The organism is Janthinobacterium agaricidamnosum (genome assembly GCF_003667705.1).
GTDB lineage: Bacteria > Pseudomonadota > Gammaproteobacteria > Burkholderiales > Burkholderiaceae_D > Janthinobacterium.
The window spans coordinates 6,301,965-6,325,144 of sequence record NZ_CP033019.1 but is presented as its reverse complement, the minus strand read 5'-3'; the positions used below and the strand labels follow the sequence as shown (position 1 = coordinate 6,325,144).

General features: G+C 64.3%; 12 protein-coding genes and 1 riboswitch. Of the genes, 5 read left to right on the top strand and 7 right to left on the bottom strand.

What is annotated here, in order from left to right; translation table 11 throughout:
- Positions 1-65 precede the first annotated feature (65 nt).
- The gene (locus tag D9M09_RS28515) at positions 66-896 is read left to right on the top strand and encodes a class I SAM-dependent methyltransferase (RefSeq protein ID WP_121670901.1); all 831 of its coding nucleotides are present in this window, start codon (positions 66-68) and stop codon (positions 894-896) included.
- Between the two features lie 59 nt (positions 897-955).
- Here the strand turns inward: D9M09_RS28515 and D9M09_RS28510 are convergent, their stop codons facing one another.
- The 4 genes from D9M09_RS28510 to D9M09_RS28495 form a co-directional block, all read right to left on the bottom strand.
- On the bottom strand, positions 956-1,150 hold the full coding sequence (locus D9M09_RS28510; protein ID WP_070310041.1) for a hypothetical protein: 195 nt from the start codon (positions 1,148-1,150) through the stop codon (positions 956-958).
- A 267-nt stretch (positions 1,151-1,417) separates the two neighbouring features.
- Positions 1,418-3,055, bottom strand: coding sequence for a serine hydrolase (locus D9M09_RS28505; RefSeq protein WP_121671270.1), 1,638 nt, complete (start codon positions 3,053-3,055; stop codon positions 1,418-1,420).
- A gap of 22 nt (positions 3,056-3,077) precedes the next feature.
- Positions 3,078-4,937, bottom strand: coding sequence for a M1 family metallopeptidase (locus D9M09_RS28500; RefSeq protein ID WP_070310042.1), 1,860 nt, complete (start codon positions 4,935-4,937; stop codon positions 3,078-3,080).
- A 118-nt stretch (positions 4,938-5,055) separates the two neighbouring features.
- Positions 5,056-7,449, bottom strand: a complete 2,394-nt coding sequence (locus D9M09_RS28495) for a M1 family aminopeptidase (RefSeq protein WP_121671269.1) — start codon at positions 7,447-7,449, stop codon at positions 5,056-5,058.
- A gap of 145 nt (positions 7,450-7,594) precedes the next feature.
- A riboswitch (yybP-ykoY riboswitch) is annotated at positions 7,595-7,764 on the top strand.
- A 21-nt stretch (positions 7,765-7,785) separates the two neighbouring features.
- On the opposite strand from D9M09_RS28495, the gene D9M09_RS28490 reads away from it, so the two are divergent.
- A complete protein-coding gene (locus tag D9M09_RS28490; RefSeq protein ID WP_121670900.1) occupies positions 7,786-8,361 on the top strand; it encodes a TMEM165/GDT1 family protein in 576 nt (191 codons plus the stop codon).
- Between the two features lie 113 nt (positions 8,362-8,474).
- Complete coding sequence (locus D9M09_RS28485; protein ID WP_070223414.1) at positions 8,475-8,681, top strand: hypothetical protein; 207 nt, start codon at positions 8,475-8,477, stop codon at positions 8,679-8,681.
- On the opposite strand, the gene D9M09_RS28480 is transcribed toward D9M09_RS28485, so the two are convergent.
- A complete protein-coding gene (locus D9M09_RS28480) occupies positions 8,678-17,305 on the bottom strand; it encodes a GH36-type glycosyl hydrolase domain-containing protein (RefSeq protein WP_162995853.1) in 8,628 nt (2,875 codons plus the stop codon). The genes D9M09_RS28485 and D9M09_RS28480 overlap by 4 nt on opposite strands.
- A gap of 407 nt (positions 17,306-17,712) precedes the next feature.
- Positions 17,713-19,740: an aminotransferase class V-fold PLP-dependent enzyme gene (locus D9M09_RS28475; protein ID WP_070310045.1), complete on the bottom strand. Its 2,028-nt coding sequence runs from the start codon at positions 19,738-19,740 to the stop codon at positions 17,713-17,715.
- Between the two features lie 167 nt (positions 19,741-19,907).
- On the opposite strand from D9M09_RS28475, the gene D9M09_RS28470 reads away from it, so the two are divergent.
- Positions 19,908-20,405: an Lrp/AsnC family transcriptional regulator gene (locus D9M09_RS28470; protein ID WP_070223410.1), complete on the top strand. Its 498-nt coding sequence runs from the start codon at positions 19,908-19,910 to the stop codon at positions 20,403-20,405.
- 167 nt (positions 20,406-20,572) lie between these two features.
- Positions 20,573-22,564, top strand: coding sequence for a methyl-accepting chemotaxis protein (locus D9M09_RS28465; protein ID WP_121670899.1), 1,992 nt, complete (start codon positions 20,573-20,575; stop codon positions 22,562-22,564).
- A 17-nt stretch (positions 22,565-22,581) separates the two neighbouring features.
- Here the strand turns inward: D9M09_RS28465 and D9M09_RS28460 are convergent, their stop codons facing one another.
- Positions 22,582-23,094, bottom strand: coding sequence for a thioredoxin family protein (locus D9M09_RS28460; RefSeq protein WP_205602315.1), 513 nt, complete (start codon positions 23,092-23,094; stop codon positions 22,582-22,584).
- Between the last annotated feature and the right edge of the window lie 86 nt (positions 23,095-23,180).

Below are 23,180 nucleotides of genomic sequence, written 5' to 3'. Positions count from 1 at the left end.
ATGATCGGCATTGATGGCGATCGCCACCAATTCACCAACCGATCCAATCACGCATGGAGCATATGATGATGAAGCGAGTATCCCTGGCCGCGGCCCTGACGGTCATGCTGGCCTGTGGCGGCAGCGGCGCGGCACTGGCCGCAGACACGGGCGACGCGGCCCCGAAAGCGGCCATCGCCGGCAGTGCGCGCACGCCAGCCAACGCGCTGCGCGACAGCGCCCGCCACCCGTATGAAACGCTGACGTTCTTCGGCATCAAGCCGACCATGACGGTGGTGGAACTGGCGCCCGGCGGCGGCTGGTACACGGAGATCCTGGCGCCCTACCTGCGCGACAATGGCAAGCTGATCGCCGCCGGCAACGACCCGCAATCGGCCAGCGAAGGTGCCCGCCGCGGCGCGGCGCGCTTCCAGCAAAAACTCGACGCCAACCCGGCCGCCTTCGGCAAGGTGGAAATCGGCGCCTTCGCACCGCCCACCACCTACCGCATCGCGCCCAAGGGCACGGCCGACATGGTGCTCACCTTCCGCAATATCCACAACTGGATACCGATCGGCGAAGCGGGCATGCAGACCCTGTTCAAGGAAGTGTATGACAGCCTGAAACCGGGCGGCGTCTTCGGCGTCGTTGAACATCGCCTGCCGGCGCACAAGACGCAGGATGCCACGGCCAGCAGCGGCTACATGCACGAAGCGTATGTGATCAAGCTGGCCGAGAACGCGGGCTTCAAGCTGGCGGCCAAGTCGGACATCAACGCCAATCCGAAAGACACGGCGGACCATCAAGGCGGCGTCTGGGCGCTGCCGCCCACCTACGCCAACAAGGATGTGGACCGGGCCAAGTACACGGCCATCGGCGAGAGCGACCGCATGACCTTGAAGTTCGTCAAGCCATAGTCAATCCAACGGCGGCGTGCCAATCCGGCGCGCCGCCCGAGCGCGGATTTACCTGCCGGCTACAGGTGGATGCCGTACACGCCGCACAGGCGACGCACCAGCGCGCAGTCGTTTTCATTGCCATCGGCGAGACAGGAATCGCGGGCTTCCTCGCAGGTTTCGCGCGACGGCAGGGCATACGCCGAAGAACTGACGGCGCCGGCAAAACCGACGGCGGCGCAAAAGACAAATACGGCTTTTTTCACATTGATCATTTTTATCCCATTCCCAAGAGTTGAGTCGATATAAAAACCATGGCACAAGCGCCAGCCGCCCGCATTCAGCCATCTCCGGGCTTATGACGCGTGGAAATAGTAGCACCTTGAAAAGTTAGTAAATACGCAAACCACAAATCAAGATAACGTTTATTTTTCGCCCCATTTCATGGAATAAAAACCGGCCCGCCGCCCTTGCGCCGCGCATTTGCATGGCAACGGGCGAAAAAAAACCGCAGCCCAGGCTGCGGTTTCGGTAGCGACCCTTTATTTCTTCGCTTCCTTCGGCTTCACCGGCACCAGGCTCAGGTCCTGGAAGTCGTAGCTGAAATCCGTCTCGGCCGACACGGGCGCCATCTTTACCCGGTCGATGCTGCCATCGGGATTGAGCGAGAACGTCACGTAGGCGTCGGCGTTGAAATTGCGCTCTTTCCAGCGCACGATGAAGGTGTCGTGCTGCCAGTGTTCCAGCTCGCCCGTCAGGTCCGGCGTGCGCGTAAAACTGAGGATATGTTTTTTCCCTTCCGGCTTGATCACGACCTTGCCGTACCAGGCGTCTTCATACTCGCCGTCATACGCCGCCAGCGGCAGCGATGGCTGCGATTTCGCCGCGCGCGCGCTCGACGCCTTGCCCTGCTTTTTCACTTCTTCCGCATGCTGGTCCTGCTCCACCTTGGCCACCAGCGCCAGCCAGTCCGACGGCGCCGCCTGCAGGTAATGGTCGAGGATGCGCCATTGCAGCGCCGTCATCGAACCGCCATTTTCCGCATTGGTGAGGATGGCCACGCCCAATTTCGCTTCCGGCACCATCACCACGCGCGAATAGAATCCCTGCAGCGCGCCGCCGTGCATGGCGACCTTCATGCCCTTGTAGTCGCGCAGCTGGAAGCCCAGGCCATACGCGCTGAAGTTCGGTTTCGTCGCGGCCAATGCCGGTTTCGGCTCGGGGATCTTGATCGGCGTTTGCGCCGTCCACATTTCGCGGCCCTGCTTTTCGCTGAACAGACGCGCTTCCTTGCCGTCCTTGTCCTGCACGCCGGCGATCTTGCCGCCATCGAGCAGCACCATCATCCACTTGGCGATGTCTTCCGCATTCGTGTTGATGCCCACGGCGCCCACGGCGTTCGGCACGGGCATCGACTTGACGGCGGCGATCTTGCCGTCGATCTTGCTGTGCGCGCTGGCGACATCGGGATTGCCCGCATTCTCGGCCAGGCTGGTCGTGGTGCCCGTCATGCCCAGCGGCGCCAGGATGCGCTCATGCATGGCCTCGCCCCAGCTTTTCCCCGCCTTGTCGGCGATGATCTTGCCGGCCACGATGTACAGCAGGTTATCGTAGGCATAGCTGTTGCGAAAACTCGTGGCCGGACGGATGTAGCGCAGCTTCTCGATGATCTCGTCGGTGCTGAACGTGGTGGTGGGCCACCACAGCAAGTCGCCGGCACCCAGCCCCAGGCCGCTGCGGTGCGTCAGCAAATCGCGGATGGTCATGGCGCCCGTCACGTAGGAATCGTGCATCTGGAAGCCGGGCAGATGCTTGGTGACGGGATCGTCCCAGGCCAGCTTGCCCTCGTCGACCAGCATGGCCAGCGCGGCGGCCGTAAAACCCTTCGAGTTCGATGCCACCTCGAACACGGTCTGCGCATCGACGGCGGCCGGTTCGCCCAGCTTGCGTACGCCAAAACCCTTGGCGGTGACGACTTTGCCATCCTTGACGATGGCGATCGCCATGCCGGGCACGTCGAACACTTTCAGGGCGGTGGCGACGTCGCGCTCAAGATCGAAGGCAGGCGCAGGAACCGGCGCTGCGGCAACGACGGGGGCTGCGTCAAATGCCAGCGCCGGCACGGCGATGCTGGAAAACGCCAGCACGATGGCGGCGGCGAGGCGATTCATGGTATGCATGGTCAGGTTGTCCAAAGAAGGTTCAATGCGCTTGCGCGGCCATCAATTTATCGACGCTTTCCTGCGTCACCGGGTGGTAGCGTTCGCGCGCCTGCGCATACACGTCCTTGGCCCAGGCATGGCCCTGCGGCGTCTTCATCAAGGCGCTGTACAGGGGCACGACGAACTTCTGGCGGCCCACGCTCAGCAGGAATGCCTGCAAGGGCTGGCGCACGTCGTAGCCGGCGTTCACGGAGGCCAGGTAGAAGCGGTAGGCCACTTCATTGTTGCCGCTCTTGCCCACGCCGTAGACCTGGTCCAGCTCACGCAATTGCGCCGCGCTGGCCTTGTTGTTGATGTCGTTCAGGAAGTGCATCGATTCGATGGCGATCCACTTGTCCATGCCCAGATCCTTGGTGGCAAGTTCGCCTTTCAGCCAGGCGTCGCGGTGCTGGTCGAGCAGCGCCAGGCGCGGCGAGACGACGCGCTGCGCGCTGGCCGGCACGCCCGTGCCATAAAGCCATTCCTCGAGTTCCGCTTCCGGCATCACGTCCGGATGCTGCGCCAGCAGGTTCTTGCGCAGGTAGGCGATGAACTGCTCCGTCGTCACGCTCTGGAACGCATGCTGGTCGAACCAGCCGCGCAGGAAGGGGTCGAACACGGCGCGGCCGGCGCGGCGCTCCATGGTGGCCAGGAACCAGGCGCCTTTCGGGTAGATGATGCCGTCGTCCGTGTACGTTTCCGCGGGATTGACATCCGCATCGCGCGTGATCAGCGCCGTTTTCGCCGCCGGCAACTCCTTGATCGACGCGGCCAGTTCTTCCTGGTCGACCTGCACGCCCATCTGCGCCACGTCGCTGCCATACAGCTGCTCGACGATGCGCGTCGTGACGTAGGTGGTGAAGCCTTCGTTGAGCCACATGTGCTTCCACGAGGCGTTGGTGACCAGGTTGCCCGACCAGGAGTGGGCCAGTTCATGCGCGATCAGGTCGACCAGGCTGCGGTCGCCCGCAATCATGGTCGGCGTGAGGAAGGTCAGGCGCGGGTTTTCCATGCCGCCGTAGGGAAACGACGGCGGCAGCACGATCATGTCGTAGCGCCCCCAGCCATACGGGCCATACAGCGCCTCGGCTGCCTGGATCATCTTTTCCGTATCGGCCAGCTCGTACTCGGCCGCCTTGATGCGCGGCGGTTCCGCATACACGGCGGAGCGTGGGCCGAGTTTGCGCACTTCCAGTTCGCCGATGGCGATGGCCAGCAGGTACGAGGGAATCGGCTGCGGCATCCTGAATTTCCAGCCGCCCTTGCCGGTCGCCTTTTCGTCGTTCTCGGCGCTCATCACGACGCGCATGCCGCTTGGTGCCTCGATGCGCGCGCTATACGTAAAGCGCACGGCCGGCGTATCCTGCGAAGGCACCCACGAGCGGGCGTTGATGCTTTGCGACTGGCTGAACATGAACGGCAGCTTGCCCGACATCGTCTGCTGCGGCGTGAGCCACTGCAGCGCGATGGCGTTCGGCGCCGTGTGATAGTAGACGCGCACCTTGCCCGGCTGGCCCGTGGTGGTGATGCGCAGCGCCTGGCCCTTTTCCGGGTCGGCCTTGTCCAGCTGGTACGGCGCCATCTGCCAGGCGCCGCGCTTGTCCTGTACCTGCACCTTGGCGATCGACAGATCGCGCGTATCGAGCACCAGCGTGCGCGCCGCCGGATCGATCCAGTTCAAGGACAGCTCGGCATAGCCGGAGAGCGTCTTTTGCTTGAAGTCGGCTTTCAGGTCCAGCTGCAGGTCGCGCGTGCGCACCTGGTCGTAGCGCGCATAGCTGAGGGGATCGGCGTGCGCAGCCAGCGTTAGCTGGCAAAATAGCGCACAGCCCAGCGCGCGCAGGAAGGTCAAAGTTTGCATGGTCGTCTTTTGAATGATTTGCGAAAGCCCCGGTCCGTGTGCGCCGGGGCGTCGCGCAGAATAGCACTTCCGGCGCGGGCCGGCAGAAAAAAGCGCCGGACCGGCCGGCGCTGTTTTCCTATTTTGCTTCTGCCCTGGCTTGCGGCTTGGCCTCGGGCGCCTTCAGCGGCGTATTCAAATCCTTCATCAGGTTATGCTTGTCGCGGTCCTGTTTGAACAGCTCCAGGCGCGACGGCGTGATTTTTCGCGGCCAGCTATTGTTGCTCGTGTCGATGTCGGCCGTCTCCCAGTACGGGTCCTGCACCAGGCCCACCATCGGCTCGTCCGTGATGATCACCTTGCTGATCTTGTGCGGCGCGTAGCGCCACACTTCGGCCGGCACGCGCTCGATGATTTTCTTGCCGCTTTTCAGTTCGATTTCCAGGATCAGCGGCATCACCAGGCCGCCGAGATTCGAAAAATCGACCAGGTACAGATGCTTGCCCATGTTGCGCTGTTCCAGCAGCTTTTTCTCCCACGGCTCCAGCGTTTCCTGCTCTTCCGCATAGCTGTTGCGGTCCTTGTTGGTGACCGTGAAGTCGTCGTGCCGGTTATAGAAATCCTTCAGCGCAGGATCGGTATCGACCTTCTTCGGCAGCGCCTTGTTGCGCTGGTCCGAGATCGAGATGGGCTGCGCGTCCTTCTGCGCCTTCTTCCACGCTTTCTCGACTTCCGGATTCTTCGTGCTCACGCCGTATTCGCTGATGCCGTCGATGCTGATGTCGACCGCATCGGTGGTATAGAACCAGCCGCGCCAGAACCAGTCCAGGTCGGTGCCGGAAGCGTCTTCCATGGTGCGGAAAAAGTCGGCCGGCGTCGGGCGCTTGAACTTCCAGCGCAAGGCGTACTGCTTGAAGGCGAAGTCGAACAGCTCGCGCCCGAGGATGGTTTCGCGCAGGATGTTGAGCGCCGTGGCCGGCTTGTCGTAGGCGTTCGCCGTGAACTGCAGCAAGGACTCGGAATTGGTCATGATGGGCACCTGGTTCTGGCTGCGCATGTAGTCGACGATCTTGCGCGGCTCGCCATTCCAGGAGGGGAAATGCTCTTCCCACGCCTGCTCGGCCAGGTACTGCAGGAAGGAGTTGAGGCCCTCGTCCATCCACGTCCACTGGCGCTCGTCCGAATTGACGATCATGGGGAAATAATTGTGCCCCACTTCATGGATGATCACGCCGATCAGGTCATATTTGTCCGTCTTCGAATACGTGAGTTCCCCCGTCTTCTTGTCCTTCACGGGGCGCCCGCCATTGAACGCAATCATCGGATACTCCATGCCGCCCACGGCGCCATTGACGGAAATCGCGTTCGGATACGGATACTCGAAACTGTATTTGTTGTACTGCTCGATCGCATGCACGACGGCGCGCGTGCTGTACTGCTGCCACAGCGGATTGCCCTCGTTCGGATAGTAGGACATGGCCATCACGCGCTTGCCGCCGCTATCCAAACCCTGCGCATCCCAGATGAACTTGCGGCTCGAGGCCCACGCCACGTCGCGCACATTGGCCGCCTTGAAGTGCCAGGTTTTCATGCCCGCCGGCTTGCCCTTTTCCGCCGCCAGCGCCTCGGCGGGCGTGATCACCAGCAGCGGCGTAGCGCTGTTTTTCGCCCGCGCCAGGCGCTCGCGCTGCGCCGCGCTCAATACAGCGGCAGGGTTTTGCAGCTCGCCCGTGGCGGCCACCACATGGTCGGCCGGCACGGTCAGGTACAGCTCGTAGTCGCCAAACTCGAGCGTGAATTCCCCGGAGCCGAGAAACTGCTTGTGCTGCCAGCCGACGGCGTCGTAATACGCGGCCATGCGGGGGAACCACTGCGCGATCTGGAAAATCGTGTTCTTGTCGTCTTCAAAATACTCGTAGCCGGAGCGCTCGACGAGCACCTTCTGGTCATTGATCCGGTACGACCAGTCGATGTTGAACGTGACGCTCTGGCCGGGCGCCAGCGCCACCGGCAGATCGATGCGCAGCATGGTCTGGTTGACCACATACGGCAGCGGCTTGCCGCTGGCCGCTTTCACGGCGGTCAGCTTGAAGCCGCCGTCAAATTCGCGCCCCGCATGGATGGCGCGCAAGTCCTCGAATTTCAGCGCTTCGTCTTCGTTACCGCTCAGCCAGGCCTGGCGCGACGGTGCGCTCAATACGCGGCGCTGGTCGGCATCCTGGCGCAAACCGTTCTGGTCCAGCTGCAGCCACAGATACGCGAGGCTGTCGGGCGAACGGTTGTGATAGGTGATCTGTTCGCTGGCCGTGATGGCGCGGCGCGCTTCATCCAGCGTGGCGCGGATCACGTAATCGGCGCGCTGCTGCCAGTAGGCGTGACCGGGCGCGCCGGACGCCGTGCGGTAGCTGTTCGGCGTGGGCAGCAGTTCTTCGAGCTGGCGGAACTTGTCGTCGAAGGGCGCGGCGGCGCACAGGCCAGGCAAGGGAGCAAACAAGGTCAAACACAGGGCAAGCAAGCGGACAAGAACCGGCATGGCGCATTCCATCTGGGAGTCGTGGACAGAACTGCATTCTAAGTCGAGTCTGTTTGCAATCGATCATTGTTGTGGAAGTCCCACACGCAGCACGGCGCCCGGGGCCGGCGGCACTGGCGCAGAAACACGCATAGGCGTATGATGCGCCTCGAACATTGGGGAGTAGTCGTCCTGCGGTCCTGCCGCGGGAACCTGTATCAACATGATTGGCCCGCAGGCCATGGTGCAGGTGGTTGCAAAACTTGACGAGACCATTGATCCAGGGCGGCCGCATGGGCCGGAGTCGCCCGTGGATCATTGGTTAATTCGTCCGGCCCGCGTACCTCTTGCAATCTCATGGAAGCATTCCTCATCTCCACCGGCATCGTCGGTCTCGCTGAAATCGGCGACAAAACCCAACTGCTGGCCTTTCTGCTGGCCGCCAAATTCCGCAAGCCTTTGCCCATCGTGCTGGCCATTTTCGTCGCCACCGTCGCCAACCACGCGTTCGCCGCCGCCGTCGGCGCCTGGATCACCAGCATGCTGGGCCCGGACGTGCTGCGCTGGGTGCTGGTCGTCTCCTTTTTGGCCATGGCCGCCTGGACCCTGATCCCCGACAAGCTCGATGAAGACGAGACCAAGCTGGCCAAATACGGCGTCTTCCTGACCACCCTGATCGCCTTCTTCATGGCGGAAATGGGAGACAAGACGCAGGTGGCGACGGTGGCGCTGGCGGCGCGCTACCACGATATCGTTTCCGTCGTGCTGGGCACCACCTTCGGCATGATGCTGGCCAACGTGCCGGCCGTCTACCTGGGCGACAGGATCGCCAACCGCGTCCCGCTGCGCCTCGTGCATGGTATCGCGGCCCTGGTCTTTGCCGTGCTGGGCGTGGCCACCCTGCTGGGCGCGGGCGCCGCCCTGGGATTTTGAGACAACCCTGTATAATTTCCAATTTACAATATTCATGCTCATAATTACAATATCGTCGGCATGAATACCGGCGCGCCGATCGGGAACGGTCAGCGCGCTTTCTTGAGGAATGTATGCAGTTGAATAGAAACGTGGCGGCGCTGTGCCTGGCCGCTTGCGCCAGCCAGCCTGCCGCCGCCATGGCGGCACCCTTGCGTCACCACCAGACGGCGACGCCATCCGCACCCGAAGTGCGCACGCGCGATTTGCTGCTATTTGGCGCCGGCCTGATCCTGCTGGCTGGCCGGCGCCGTCCCGAACACGAGAAGTGGCAAAACTAGAGCAGCAGTAGCACCGCATACTCGCGGCCCTCGTCGCGCAGGACGATGCTGTTGCCGCCCTGTGCCACGCCATCGAGCGACAACCCCACGGGCCGCCCCTGCGCCTGCTCCACCGTGATGGCATAGCTGCTGGCGCCGAAACGGTAATGCAGCTTGAAGCTGTCCCATTCGGCCGGCATGGACGGCGCCAGACGCAGCACGTTCGCTTCGCGCGTCAAGCCGAGCAGGGATTCGACGATCAGGCGGTACAGCCAGCCCGACGATCCCGTGTACCAGCTCCAGCCGCCGCGCCCTACGTGCGGCGCCACGGCATACACGTCGGCCGTCACCACGTACGGTTCCACCTTGTAGCGCGCCACCGCCTGCGCGTCGACGCCATGGCGCACGGGATTGATCATGCGCAGCAATTCCCACGCCTTTTCGCCGTCGCCCATGCGGGCAAACGCCATCGCCGTCCAGATGGCAGCATGCGTGTACTGGCCGCCGTTCTCGCGCACGCCCGGCACATAGCCGCGGATGTAGCCGGGATTGAGGTCGGCCTTGTCGAACGGCGGATCGAGCAGCTGGATCACGCCGGAATCCCGGCGCACGAGGCGCGCATCGACCTGGCGCATGGCGCCGGCGACCCGCTCCTTGTTGGCGGCGCCCGACAGCACACCCCAGCTTTGCGAAATCGAATCGATCTGGCATTCCTCGTTCGTGTGCGAACCCAATGGCGTGCCATCGTCGAAATACGCGCGCCGGTACCACTCGCCATCCCAAGCATGTTCTTCGACGTTGGCCGCCAGTTTCACGGCTTCGTCGCGGCAGAACTGGGCGAATGCGGCGTCGCCGCGCAGCATGGCCACCTCGGCGAAACGCTGCAGCACTTCGTACAGGAAGAAGGCCAGCCAGACGCTCTCGCCCTTGCCATGTTCGCCCACCTTGTCCATGCCGTCGTTCCAGTCGCAGGAACCGATCAGCGGCAAGCCGTGCACGCCCATGCGCAAGCCATGGCGGATGGCGCGCACGCAGTGCTCGTACAGGTCGGCCGACTCGCCCGAACGCATGGGCAAGTCATAGTAGGAATCCTCTTCCGGCTTGACGGCCCGCCCCTCGATGAAGGGCGCCACTTCCGACAGCACGTTGACGTCGCCCGTGGCGATCACATAGCGGCAGGCGGCCAGCGGCAGCCACAGGTAATCGTCGGAGCAGTGCGTGCGCACGCCCCGGTCCGACGGCGGATGCCACCAATGCTGCACATCGCCTTCAACAAACTGGTGCGCCGCACACAGCAGCAAGTGCTTGCGCAGCAATTGCGGCGCCGTGTGGATCATCGCCATCGCGTCCTGCAGCTGGTCGCGGAAACCGTAGGCGCCGCCCGACTGGTAATAGCCGCTGCGCGCCCACAAACGGCAGGCGATGGTCTGGTACATCAGCCAGCCATTGGCAATCACGTCGAGCGACGGGTCTGGCGTCTCGATGCGCACGGCCCCCAGCGTGCTTTCCCAGTGCGCGCGTACCGCGTCGAGCGCCATGCGGGCCGCTTCCTTGCCCGCATGGCGCTGCACCATGGTGCTGGCGTCGGCATTGCGGCGCCCGCCCACGCCGAGCAGGAAGACGATTTCGCGCTCCTGTCCCGGCTGCAGTTCGAACGGCACCTGGATGGCGGCACACTGGTCCAGCCCCGTGCCCGCCTTGCCGGACAGGCGCACGCGGCGCAGCGCCGCCGGCTGCGCCAGGCTGCCGTTGCGGCCGATGAATTCATTACGGTCGCAGGTGATGGAGCGGATGCTGGCGTCCGTATTGAAAAAGCCGACGCGGCCGGAAAACTCCGTGTTGTAGTTATTGCGCGCAAACAGCGCGCCGCTGATCGTATCAACTTCGGTGGCCACATGCATGCCGGACTTGGCGCGCAGGTCGGCCATCACCCATTCCACGTAGCCGGTGACGGACAAACGGCGCGGCACGCCGCTGTCGTTGCGCACCTTGATCACCGAGTATTTGACGGCCGCATCGAGCGCCACATAGGTGCACAACTCGGTGGCGATGCCGCCCTCGCTGTGCTCAAAAATGCTGTAGCCGAAACCGTGGCGCGTCACGTAGTCGCCGCTGCCGCGCGCGGGCAGGGACGAGGGCGACCAGAACTGGCCGGTCTGCTCGTCGCGCACATAAAACGCTTCGCCCGACAGGTCCGACACGGGGTCGTTCTGCCATGGCGTGAGGCGGAATTCATGCGCGTTCTCGCTCCACGTGTACGCCTGGCCGGCTTCGGACACCACCGTGCCGAACTGCGCATTGGCCAGCACGTTCGACCACGGCGCCGGCGTCTGCTTGCCTTCTGCCGTGGTGATCACGTATTCGCGCCCATCGGGCGTGAAACCGCCGAGGCCATTTTCCAGGATCAGCTCGCGCTGCGGCGCCCGGTGCGGCACGCCGCCATGGTCGCGTGCCGGGTCCTGCAGCAGCGGCGGCATGCGCAGCACGGGGCTCGGCGGACGCTTGACCTGCTCGGCCAGGGTGCCGCGCAAATCGCTGATGATGGCGCGCGCCACCGATTGCAGCAAGATGCGGTCTTCGTTGGCGATCTGCTCGGCCAGGCGCACGAAGATGCCGCCCGGGCGGTCGATCGCCTGCGCATCGATGCCCGAGGCGATCAAGCCCATGATCTGGTCGTGCAGCAGCTGGCGGTAGCCCGACTGCTCTTCGTACCAGATCACCAGGTCGACGATCAATCCTTTCAGGCGCCAATAGGCATGGGCCTGCACCATCTGGCGCGCCAGTTCGATATTGGCCGCGTCGCGTATCTGCAGCAGCACGATGGGCAGGTCGCCGGAAATCGCATACGCCCACAGGCCGGACTGGCCGCGCTGGTTCTTGATCAGGATGCTCGCTTCCGCGCGCAGGGCCGCATTCGGGTAGATCACTGCGTTGGCCAGGCGCGCATACAGCTGCGCGTCCGCTTCGCTGGCGTTCAACTGGCGCAGCACCACCTGGCTGTGCGTCCAGGCCAGTTCGAAGACCCGGTCGGCCAGATGGCGGTCCTGGTATTTGTCGATCAGGTGCAGCGCCGCCTCGCGCTGCTCCACCATGCCGGTGACGCTGTCGACGGTGACGGCCTGGTCGGGTTCGAGCGTGATGACGTAGCGGATGGCCACGATGGGGTCGAGCACGGAGCCGTGGCCGCCGCTGAGCGGCCCGTCGTCCTGCAGCGCCTGCGGCAGCTGCGCCGTGTTGCCGCGGCCGATGAAGCGCGCGCGGTCCGTCTCGAACGACACTTCGTAGCGCTCGATATCGTGCACCGTCATCACATGCAGCAGCCACGGCATCTGCTCGTCTTTCGAGCGGGGCCGGCGCGTGCATAAAATCGCCTTTTCATGCGCGAGGATTTCCGTCTGCACGAACAGCTTGCTGAATGCGGGATGGGCCGCATCGGCCGCCGCCGGCGCCATCACCACTTCGGCAAAACTGGTGATCTCGATGCGCCGCTGGCGGTTCGAATTATTGCTGATGCGCGTGCGGCGGATTTCGATGTCGTCCTCGGGCGAGACGACGATTTCCGTGTACAGGTCGAGGCCATGGTCGGCACGGCGGAACTCGGCCCGCCCTTCCGAAAAAATCACTTCGTATTTCTTCGGTTCGGCCAGGGTCGGCTGGTACATGGTGGACCAGACTTCACCGTCGTCGAGGTCGCGCAGGTAGCAGAAATTGCCCCAGTTGTCGCGCGTGCTGTCTTCGCGCCAGCGCGTCACGGACAGGTCTTTCCAGCGGCTGTAGCTGCCGCCCGCATTGCTCACCATGACGTGGTAGCGGCCGTTTGACAGCAGCTGCGTTTCGGGCACGGCGCTGTTGGCCTGCGTGAGGATGCGCATCGGCATGGCCTGCTCGGGCGCGCCGCTGCGCAGCACTGCCAGTTCGGCCGTGTTCGAGTAAAACGCGCCGGCCTGCGGCGTGCGTTCCTGCAGCACCAGCAAGGCCGATTGCAGCAGCGGATCGGACTCGAAACGGCGCTGCATCGGCCGGTCGTGCAGCAGGTAGCTGAGGGCCAGAAAGCCCATGCCCTGGTGGTGCACCATGAAGGACCGGATGACGGCGCTGCCCTGCCCGCGCGGCAGGCGCGCGGTGGTGAAATCGATCGCTTCAAAAAAGCCGTAGCGACCCATGTAGCCGGCCGCCTGCATGCGCTGCAGGTTCTGGCACGACGCTTCCGGCTGCACCATCAGGCCCATCATGCTGGCGTACGGCGCCACCACCAGGTCGTCGGCCAGGCCCCGCTTCAGGCCCAGGCCGGGCACGCCAAAGGCGCGGTACTGGTAATTCAGGCTGGCGTCGACCGTGTTGTAGCCGGATTCGGAAATCCCCCACGGCACGTCGCGCTGGCGCCCGTAATCGATCTGCGCCTCGATGACGGAATGGTAGGTCTGGTCGAGCAGGGTGTTCGGGTAGTTCGGCATCACGAGCAGCGGCATCAGGTACTCGAACATCGAACCGCTCCACGACAGCAGCACGGGCTGGCCGGCCACCATGCACAACTGGCGGCCCAGGGCGAACCAGTGCTCCTGCGGCAGCTGCCCTTGGGCGATGGCGATGAAGCTGGCCAGACGCACTTCGGAAGCCAATAAATCGTAGTAGCTGGGGTCCAGGCGCCGTTCGCTGACGTTGTAGCCGATGGCCAGCAGCTTGGTCGACGGGTTGTACAGGAAACCGTATTCGATCTGCGCGAAGTCGCGCGCCTGGCCCGCCGCGTGGGCGATGTCGCGCATGTGGCGGCCCGCCTGTTCGCGGCCTTGCGCCAGCAGGGCGGCCAGCTCGGATGGCGTGCCTTCGGGCACCTCCAGGTTGGCCAGTTCGCGCAGGGTCGGCACGCGCAGCCAAGCAGGATCGACACCCGCCTGCGCCGCCCACGGCGCCAGTTGCAGCAATTCGGCCAGCGCCGCGCGGCACTGGCGCGCCAGCGCGCCCGTCCACATGGACAGCTCGCCATCCTCGCTGTGCAGGGTCAGCGACAGCAGCGCATCGGCCGCGCCATTCGCGGCGGCGAGATAAGCATGCCATTCGGCCAGGGTGGCGGGCGCGGCGGACGCCTGCAACAGGCTCATGCTCTCGCGCATGGCCTTGCCCTCGCCTTCGGCGGCGATGAATTCCTGCAGCACCTGCGCCGTCGTGCGGATGCCCTGCACCACTTGCGCGCCGATGATGGGAGCGTCGTACAGTTCCACCAGTCCCGGCTGCAAGGTCAGCAGATGGCCGGCCAGGTTGCCGCTGTCGACCGTCGAGATGTACATCGGCTGCAGCGCCTTAAGCGTTTGCGTGTCGTACCAGTTATAGAAATGGCCCTGGAAGCGTTCCAGCTCGCCCATGCTGTGCAGGGTAGCGCGGCTGCGCTCGATCAACTGGCCGAGGGTGATGTAGCCGAAATCGTAGGCCGTCAGGTTGGCCAGCAGCGCCAGGCCGATATTCGTCGGCGAAGTGCGGTGCGCCACCACGAGGTTCGGGTGTTCCTGCATGTTATCGGGCGGCAGCCAGTGGTCGTCCGGCCCGACGAAGGTATCGAAATACGCCCAGGTCTTGCGCGCCACGCCATGCAGGAAACGCCCCTGCTCGGCCGACAGGCGCGCCACGGCCCGCTCGATGGGGCGACTGATCCACCAGGCGATGGCGGGCGCGGCCAGCCACAGCAGCAGTACCACGGCGGCGGCCGGCAAGGCGGCCGGGCGCCAGTAGAGCAAGGCGCCGAAGGTGGCCAGCGCCAGCGCGGGCGAGCACCACATGGCGCGCCAGCTGTCGGCTTGACTGCCGGAAGAGCTGTGCAGGTTCGAGGCGCGCCAATCGAGCAAATGCTTGTGCGACACACCGAGGCGCCACAGCGTGCGCGCGATGGCGTCCAGGCTGATCCACGCTTCATACGGCAGGAAGACGAGGGTCAGCATGGCGTGCGAAAACTGCACGCCGCAGCGCCGTTCGAACGCGGCCAGATGCTGGCGCCACAGGGTGTCGCGCGGTTTGCGCAGCAGATCGTACAGGGCCGAAAACACGGGCGGCAGGAAGATGATGGCCAGCACGGCCGCGCTCCAGAAGGCCACGTGCGGCAGGAAGCCCCACACCAGCAACAGGGACACGGTGGTGGCCGGCGCCACGACGCTGCGGCGCAGGTTGTCGAACAGCTTCCACCGCGACAGCATCGACAAAGGATTGCGTTCGCGCTTGCCGGCGCGGCCCGGCACCCGGCCCAGCAGCCAGCCGATCAGCTGCCAGTCGCCGCGGATCCAGCGCTGGCGGCGGCTGACGTCGGCGTCGTAGCGGGCCGGATATTCTTCATACAGCTGCGAGTCGCTGAGCAGGCCGGCGCGCAAATAACAGCCTTCCAGCAAATCGTGGCTGAGGATTTTATTGTCGGGCAGCCGCTGGCCCAGCACGCGCTCGAACATGTCGAGGTCATAGATGCCCTTGCCGATGAACGAGCCTTCATAAAACACGTCCTGGTACAGGTCGGACACGGTGCGCGTGTACGGGTCGATGCCCGGTTCGCCGCCGCACAGCAGCTCGTAGCGCGACGCGTTCGCGCTGGGCAGGGCCACGGCCACGCGCGGCTGCAGGATGCCGTAGCCGGCCACCACGCGCGTGCCGGCCGCGTCGAGCACGGGACGGTTCAGCGGGTGCATCATGGTGGCGATGAATTCGCGCGCCGCGTCGCGCGGCAGCTGCGTATCGGTGTCGAGCGTGATCACGTACTTGATCGTACGCAGGCCGCGCAACTCGCCTTCCACCAGCGAGAATTTGTCGCGCGCGCCGCCGCGCAAAAACGCGTGCAGGTCGGACAATTTGCCGCGCTTGCGCTCTTGCCCCATCCACGCGTTTTGCTGCGAATTCCACAGGCGCGGACGATGCAGCAGCAGGAACGGCCCCGCATGGCCCAGCTCTTCCGGATCGGCCGGGTCGCCGTTGTCCTTGAACTCGGCTCCCTCCACGCGGTATTTCTCGTTCAGGCCACGGATGGTCTCCTGCGCCTGGTTCAGCAGGGCTTCGTCGCCGGGCAGGGTTTGCGCCTGCGCGTCGACAAAATCCGTCAGCAGGCAGAAACGCAGGTTCGGGTCGCGGTTGGCGAGATAACGCACTTCCAGCGCCTCGCACAGGGCCGCCACGTTTTCCGCGCTGTAGATCAAGGTCGGCACCACGACGATGCCGCGCGCATCGGACGGAATGCCGGACCGGTAATCCATGCGCGGCAGCGGATGCGGCGACGTCATCAGGGTTGCCAGCCAGTTCACCACGGCCACGGCCAGCTGGCTGCTGCCCAGCAGCGCCAGCGCGCCCAGCGCCGCCAGGGGCCAGCCCTGCACGCCATGGCGCACGGCGCGCTCGAGCAGCAAGGCGCTCGTCGCCAGGGTCAGGAACGCAATGGCGCCCAGATAGCTGGCCAGCGGCGCGGCGCGCGCCGTATGCTGCAGCGCCTCGATGAACGGCAGTCTGGCGCCAGCCTGCTTTTCCAGTACCAGCACGCCGCGCCCGACCAGGTAAAAGCCGATGTGGCCGCGGCGCGCGTCATTGCCATTGCCGTGCGTGTGCGCCAGCTGCACCGCCATCTCGGCCACTTCCACTTCGCTGCGCGCGCTGCGCTTGGCGATGCGTTCGATGGCGTGGCGGTAGCTGTCGCGCGTGGCGAAATCCATCAAGCCATATGTGCCGGCCGGGTCCAGGCGCAAGGTTTGCTCGACCACGCTCATGGTCTCGACGAACTCCTGCCAATCCATGGTGCCGAGAAAACGCAGGCTGCCGATGCTGTTGGCGATCGATACCTGGTCGGCCGCCTGCTGCCCGATCTCGGACTGGATCTGCTGCTCGATGGTGAGGCCCGACTCGGCCAGCTTGTGCGTCAGCCACGACAGCGCCAGGGTCAGCGAGGAACTCTGTCCCTGCAGGCGGCGCGACAATTCGGCCACGAAGGCGCTGGTCATCGGGGGATTCGAACGGGCCATGTCCGCCACGAGCAGGATCAAGCCGCTGGGATTGCGCTCGGCGATCTCCGTCATCTGGTCGGCCCAGGTGTTGGCCAGGTCGCGCTGCATGCGGTCGTCGGCCACGCGCGCGGCAACGCGGCGCAGGTTTTCGATCAGCGCCAGGCGCAGCATGATGGGCACGGCCCACAGTTCACCCAGGGTCAAGGTGGCCACGTCCTGGTAAGCCTCGACGAAGTGGCAGAGGTTTTCCAGGTCGACCCTGCCATCGCCGTGCGAGATGATTTCCAGCGCGATTTTATACACGCGCGGGCAGCCCGCATCCACGCCGGAACTCAGCCGTGGCAACTCCTTGCTGTAATTCTTCGGCAAGTGGCGCCGCGTGGTGCGGATCTGCTCTTCGATCAGATAAAAATTATCGAGCAGCCACTCCGAGGCGGGCGTGACCTGGCGCCCGCTTTTGACAGTCGCCGTCAGTTCGTTGACGGTGGCCGTGATGAGGGCCGCATTGTCGGCCAGGCGCGCCAACAGGCGGTCGCGGCCATGATGCCTGCCCACCGCATGGCCGGCGGCCACGTGCTTGCCGTGGGCGGCCATCTGCATGGCGCTGAATAACTCGGAACGCAGGGGCAAGGCATCGTCGCGCGCGGCGTCGAAGGTGTCCGGTGCAAGGGAATGGTCGCGGAAGATTTCTTTGACTTTGGAAACCTGTTCCTTGATCTGCTGCGTGACAACTGCTGTGTACTCTTTCAACTTTAGCCTCGCTAGGTGCGCGCAGGCAGCCAGCGGCCACCGTCATGCGGGCCCAGTCTGGAAGAACACGATCGGACACTGGCGAAGACGGAAAGCGAAGCGCCGGAGCGTTGCGACGAATCTCAGGGTATAGGGAGATTTTCTGAACTTCATCGTAGGAGGGCGACGCAGGCAAGACCGTGCGCTAGCGTACATACTCCGTGTTTTAGGGACGTTTCAACAAAGAAATCAGCGTGTTGAATGGCAGAAAAATGCCGGTGGGAAATGAACGGGAGAAAAGGCGCGACATGCACCGTGCCGATGATGGCACGGTGCAATATTTCATGAAAGAAAGTTCAAGCAGTTCAGGCCGCAATCGCCAGCGGATGGCGCGTCGCCTCCGCCATCGCCATGCCGCCGTTGAGTTGCCATGCCGCGCCGTGACCGAGGCGGCGCAGGCAGGCGGCGGCCCGTGCGCTGCGGTTGCCGCTGCGGCAGAAAAACACCAGCGGGCGCTGCGGCTGCTGCAGCCAGGCCGCCACCTGCCCCGCCAAGCGGCTCAGCGGTACGCTGCGCACTTCGCAGCCCTCGAACACGGTGCCGGCGCACGCCGCGTGTTCATACGCTTCGCGCACGTCGATCAGGATGGCGTCGGGATGCTGGCGCAGGAAGGCGGGCAAGGCGGCCGCGTCGAGCTGCAGTTCGGCGGCCGGCACGCTACCGTTCTGCACCGTGCGCACGGTGCCGCAGATGCTGCCGTCGTCGCCGGACGCGCACAGCACGGTGTCCTGCGTCAGCAGCGCCGCATCCAGCAAGGGGGTCAACGCCTCGGGCGCCAGGGAGCCGATGAAGGCGAAGCGCTGCTCCAGCAGGTACACATGGGTTTCGCCGCACTCGATGCGGCGCAGCCGCTGCCGGCCCAGCGCCAGCTCGCCATCGATATCGACGCGGCCCACCTGCTCGATAGCGAGTTCCTGCAGCAGCGCCAGACGCGCGGCGCCATGGTCCGCTGGCGCCGTCGTGTGCACGATGGCGCGCAAGGCCAGGTGCTGGCAGCGGATGAAAGCGGCCAGACGCGGCACGAGCGCGGCGGCGGGATCGATGACGACGCAACTGGCGCTGGCGGCGTCGCTGAGCAGCCAGGTGCACTGGCCGTCGACGCTCAGCTGGATTATGCCGTCCTGCGGCGATGGCGCCAGCGCCGACGGCAGCAGACAGCTGCTGCGCAGCGCTTCGCCGCAGCGCTCGATGCGCGCGCAGGCGGAAGCGACCGTCGCCGCATCGATCAGGGGACCGAACGACAGCCGGATGGCGGAACTGGCGCGCCATTGCGGCACGTGCATCGCTTCCAGCACATAACTTGGCAGCGCCTTGGCGGCGGAACAGGCGCTGCCAGAGCTGACGCGCACGCGCGCCGCGTCGAACAGGTCCAGCAGCTCTTTCGAGGACAGGCCCGGCACGGAAAAATTGAGCGTCGTCGGCAAGGACAGATCGAACGGCATATTGAACACGATGCCGGGGAAAGCGTGTTCCAGGCTGGCCACCAGCTGCTCGCGGAACGCGGCCAGGTCGGCGTGGCTGCGGAAGGTCTTGCCATCGTCCAGCGCGGCGAGCACGGCGCCCAGCGCGGCGATGCCGGCCATGTTTTCCGTGCCAGAACGCAGGCCCGCTTCCTGGCCGCCGCCCATCATCAAGGGCGTAAACGGGGCGCCGGCGCGCACATACAGCATGCCGATGCCCTTGGGCGCATACAGCTTGTGGCCGGAAAACGGCGCGTAGTCAATGCGCGTGGCGGCCAGGTTCAGTTTCAGCTTGCCCAGCGCCTGCACGCAATCGACCATCCAGTAGGCGTCGGCACCGCGTTCCTGCAGCAGCTGGGCGATGGCGGACAAATCGCTGACGACACCGGTTTCATTATTCGCCGCCATCGTGCACAGCATGGCCGCCTCGCCGATCAGCGCATCGAGCGCCTGCAGGTCGTGGCGCCCCTGCGCATCGACGGGCAGCTTGCGCACTTCCAGCTTCAGGCCCAGTAAACGGTTCCAGTGCGCCAGGCTCTCCGGCACGGCCTTGTGCTCGGTCGCGCCATACAGCAGCAGGCTGCCGATGCGCTTGCCCGCGTCGCGCCGTTCGCGCAGCGCACACAGGGCCGACAGCACGGCCGTCTGGATGCCCTCGGTGGCGCCGCTGTTGAACATCAATCGGCCGTCGCCCACGCCCAGCAAGCCGCTGGCACGCTGGCGCACGCCATCCATCATGGCCTTGGCCTGCAAACCCGTCGCATGTGTGCTGCTGGGGTTGCCATAGCCCTGCTCCATCGCTTGCCGGGCGGCGGCAACGGCGGCGGGCAGCACGCAAGTGGTGGCATTGCTGTCGAGGTAGATGTCTTTCATGATGGCAGTCCGAATATTCTATAAAAAGGGCGCAGTTAAAAAGGCGCAGCGCAGGCAGCTGGGCCATCTCGATAGTCTACCGGCCGGTCCCCGTGAAGATATGCCAAAAGACACTGCAACTACGCTACTATGCAGCATGTTCATGCCATAAAAACCGGAATATTAAAATGAATTCACCAAACGCCTCGCTCGACAAATTCGACTGCGCCATCCTCGCCGCCCTGCAGCAGGACGGCACCCTGTCGATCGCCGCCCTCAGCGAAAAGATCGGCCTGTCCAGCACGCCGTGCTGGAAGCGGGTCAAGCGCCTCGAGGAAGACGGCTATATCGAGAGCCGCGTGGCCATCGTCAACCGGCAAAAAGTGGGTTTGCCCGTGACCGTCTTCGTCAGCGTGCGCACGGGGCAGCACGATGAAAAATGGCTGCGCCGCTTCGCCGCCGCCGTCATCGTCTTACCCGAGGTACAGGAATTTCACCGCATGAGCGGCGACATCGACTACCTGCTGAAAGTCGTCACCACCGACATCAAGGGCTACGACACGTTTTATAAAAAACTCATCAAGGCCGCGCAACTGACGGGCGTGTCGTCCGCCTTTTCCATGGAGCAAATCAAGTGCAGCACGGAATTGCCGCTGGAATTGATCGCCCACGGCTTGCCTGCCTGAGGCGTTTTCCGGCCATGCGGGGCAGATGGGGAAAGTACGTTGCCGCAACGCAACATAAGTAAACAAAAAGCAGCATTCGTGCGGCGGGACGCGCAGCGCGGCCGGTATACTGTCCGCTCGCCTGCCCGCTTTCTGTCTATTGTGCAGGCCATCCTCCAAGGTCTTCCATGTCTCTGCTCCGCCGCCTCTCCATCCAGAAAAAACTCCTGTTCAGCATGGGCTTGTGCCTGCTGCTCTTCATGGCGATCTCGTCTTTCCTCAGCGTGCGCATGAGCAGCGATTACGTGCGCGAGCGCGTCGTCAGCCAGGAATTGCCGGCCCAGGTGGGCGAGATCCGCAACGACGTGCTGCGCCAGATCAGCCAACCCCTGTCGGTGGTGCAAACCATGGCCAACGATGTCTATCTGCAAGACTGGGAAGACGCCGGCTTGCCCGACAGCGGCATCGCCACCTTCCAGCGCTACGCTACCGTGGTCAAGGACAAGAACAAGGCCGCCTCGATCAACTGGGCTTCCGCCAGCACGGGCAAATACTTCACCACGGAAGGCTTGCTGCGCACCCTGGACAAGAACCAGGCCGCCGACCAGTGGTTTTATGGCTTGCTGGCCGGCGACAAGGCCTACACGCTCGATATCGACAAGGCGGACAATTCCAGCGACCTGATGCTCTATCTGAATGCGCGCGGCCAGACGGCGGGCGGAAAGCAGATCGCGGCCGGCCTGGGCTTGTCCATCAATGCGCTGGCCGACACCATCCGCAGCTACAAGATCGGCCAGACGGGCCATGTCTACCTGGCGCGCGCCAATGGCGTGCTGCTGGTGCACCGCGACACGGCCCTGTCCGACGGCAAGCACCTGCTCAAGGATTTACCCGGATTTAGCGATAGCCTGAGCAAGAGCCTGCTGACCGGCAACAAATACGCGTACGCCGTCTACGACGCGCCTGCGGGACGCCAGTTCGTCGCCGCGTCCTTCGTGCCGGAACTCAATCTATATGTGGTGGCCGAAGTGCCGGAAGCGGAAGTGCTGGGCAATGTCACGCGCTCGGCCCTGATCGCCGCCCTGATTGCCGGCCTGGTCGGTGGCGGTATCGCCCTGTGCATCATTTATGTCATCAGCCGCGCCATCGCCGCGCCCGTCGCGCGGGCAGCGGACATGCTCAGTGAAATCGCCAGCGGGAATGGCGACTTGAGCCGCCGCATGCCCGTGGAATCGGAAGACGAGGTCGGCGCGCTGGCCGCTGCCTTCAACCGCTTCGTCGCGTCGCTGAACGTGACGATACGCGAAGTTCGCGACAGTACCGGGGCCATTGCCAGTGCATCGAGCCAGATCGCGTCGGGCAACCTGGACCTGTCTGCCCGCACGGAAGCCCAGGCATCGAGCCTGGAAGAAACAGCGGCGGCCATGGAAGAGCTGACGTCGACGGTGAAACAGAATGCGGACAACGCGCGCCAGGCGAATCAGCTGGTGGTGTCGGCCTCGGGCCACGCCGTCAAGGGCGGCGAAGTGGTCGGCCAAGTCGTGCAGACGATGGGCGCGATTACGGAAAGTTCGCGCAAGATCGCGGATATTATCGGCGTGATCGACGGCATTGCCTTTCAAACCAATATCCTCGCCCTGAACGCTGCCGTCGAGGCGGCCCGCGCGGGCGAACAGGGCCGCGGCTTTGCCGTGGTGGCAACCGAGGTGCGCAGCCTGGCGCAACGCTCAGCGGCAGCAGCCCGGGAAATCAAGGACTTGATCGTCGACTCGGGCAGCAAGGTGGAAGCGGGCAGCAAGCTGGTCGACTCGGCCGGCACCACCATGCAGGACATCGTCGTCTCCGTCCAGAGAGTCGCAGACCTGATGGGAGAGATCGCGTCGGCCAGCCAGGAACAAAGCCAGGGCATCGCGCAAGTCAATGCCACGGTCACGCAGATGGATGATGCGACCCAGCAAAATGCAGCGCTGGTGGAAGAAGCGGCGGCGGCGGCCCAATCCCTGCAGGACCAGGCGGGACGCCTGGCGCAGGTGGTCAGCGTTTTCAAGCTGGAAGAAACGGGGCATGCGGCGCAGCAGCAGCAGCAGCAGCAGCAGCCTCGGCAGCCAGCGCACAAGCCCATGCTGCCCACGCCAGCGCGCCCGAAAGCGCCGGCCAGCGATGCGTGGGAAGAGTTTTAAGGAAGTTTGAAAAACGCTTAAATCGCCGGCGCTTTCACGCTGGCGGCTTGTTTAAAGAAATCATAGATGCCGCTCTCGCTCATGCGGCGGGCATTCGCCAGTTCGCCGCCCTTGGTGGCGTACAGCACCTGGTTGTTGTCGCTCGAGACCAGCACGGCGGCGGGGATGCCTTTCTTGAGCGGATTGCCATAGGCTTGCGCCACGTCCAGGTTATGGTCGAAGTTACCCACGTCGACCTTGACGACCTTGAACTGCTGTTGCATCAGCTCGGCGTTCTTGCCTTCCTTCAAGGCCTTGTCGAGTGCGCGGCAATCCTCGCACCAGTTGGCGCCAAAGATCAGCAAGACAGGCACGTGCGCCGCCTTGGCTTCGGCCAGCGCGCGGGCCACGTCGGCCTTGGCGTCGGCCGCCGCGTTGTACGGCAGATGCGGCGTGGCGACCGGGTTGGCCGGTGTGGGGGCGGCGGCAATAGCGGTACCGGCAAGCAGCAGGCTGGCAAAGAATGGGGCGACGAAACGGGAAAGGCGCATGCAGGGCTCCTGAGAGAAATCGTGAAGCCAGCTGAACAGCTGCCAGCGGGCGTGATTGTCTAGAATATGCCTGCTTGTAAGAAATA